This is a genomic window from Streptomyces sp. ID05-39B (assembly GCF_033794725.1).
Lineage (GTDB): Bacteria > Actinomycetota > Actinomycetes > Streptomycetales > Streptomycetaceae > Streptomyces > Streptomyces bobili.
In genome coordinates, this window is record NZ_JARGEF010000513.1 from 1 (window position 1) to 1161 (window position 1161).

General features: G+C 72.1%; 1 protein-coding gene. It reads right to left on the reverse strand.

Features of this window, described 5'->3' with window-relative positions:
* Positions 1-932 (reverse strand): LacI family DNA-binding transcriptional regulator (locus P1P75_RS41595; protein WP_319265262.1); only part of this gene is annotated, 932 nt, incomplete at its 3' end.
* Positions 933-1161: the final 229 nt, after the last annotated feature.

Consider the following 1161-nt stretch of genomic DNA (forward strand, 5'->3'; position numbering starts at 1 on the left):
TCGGGCTGTGCGGGCAGCCGCACAGTGGTCAGCGAGGGCACGGCGTCGATGCTGAAGGGCAGGTCGTCGAAACCGGCTACCGAAACATCGTCCGGAATGCGCAGCCCGGACTCCCGCAGAGCCGCGCAAGCCCCCAGCGCGACGGAGTCGTTCGCGGCGACCACGCCGGTCAGCGCCGGATCCCGCCGCAGCAGCTCCAGCGTGGCCTCGTACCCCGCCCGCCGGTCGTACCTCCCGTGGACGGTCCAGCGGGGGTCCTCCTCGATCCCGGCGGCGGCCAGCGCCGCGCGGTGGCCCTCCAGCCGGTGCCGGGTGGTGGTGCGTTCCTCGGGTCCGGCGATGTACCCGAGCCGCCGGTGCCCGAGCCCGATGAGGTGCTCGGTCAGTTCGCGCCCGCCGCCGCGGTTGTCGAAGGTGAGGGCGATCGCCCCGGTGTCGGGCGCGGGCGGCCGCCCGCACAGCACGACGCGGGTGCCGGCGTCCGCCAGCCGCCGCAGCTTCGCCGCGACGGCGGTGGCGTGAGCCTGGTCCTCCATGGCCCCGCCGGTGAGCACGACGGCCGCGGCCCGCTGCCGCTGGAGCAGGGTGAGATAGGTCAGCTCGCGCTCGGGGGAGCCCCCGGTGTTGCAGACCACCGCAAGCCGCTCACCGCCGGCGCGCCCGCCCGGCCCGCCGATCTCGGCCTGGATCGCGCTCGCCATGATCCCGAAGAAGGGGTCGGCGATGTCGTTGACCAGGATGCCCACCAGGTCGGAGGTGGCCGCGGCCAGGGCGCTGGCAGGACCGTTGAGCACGTAGTCCAGCTCGTCCACGGCCCGCAGCACCCGTTCGCGGGTCGACGTTGCCACGGGGTAGTTCCCGTTCAGTACGCGCGACACCGTCGCGGGCGAGACCTGCGCGCGGGCCGCCACGTCCGCCAGGGTCACCGTCATCTCGTCGTCCTCCGGTCACGCATCTCGTCGTACGTCGTCGTACGCCCTGGTAGACAGCAGGTTCTTCTGCCTGGTTCCGGGCGTGTCGAGCAGACCTTACGGCCCCGCACCCGACTTGTTCGCCCCCTCGAACAACTCGGGATGGACACGGTCTTGTCCGGACCACCGGTCAGAGGCTAGCTTCTCCCTGTATAGAAAGCGCTTGCTGTGACGCTGATCAGTGCCGAGG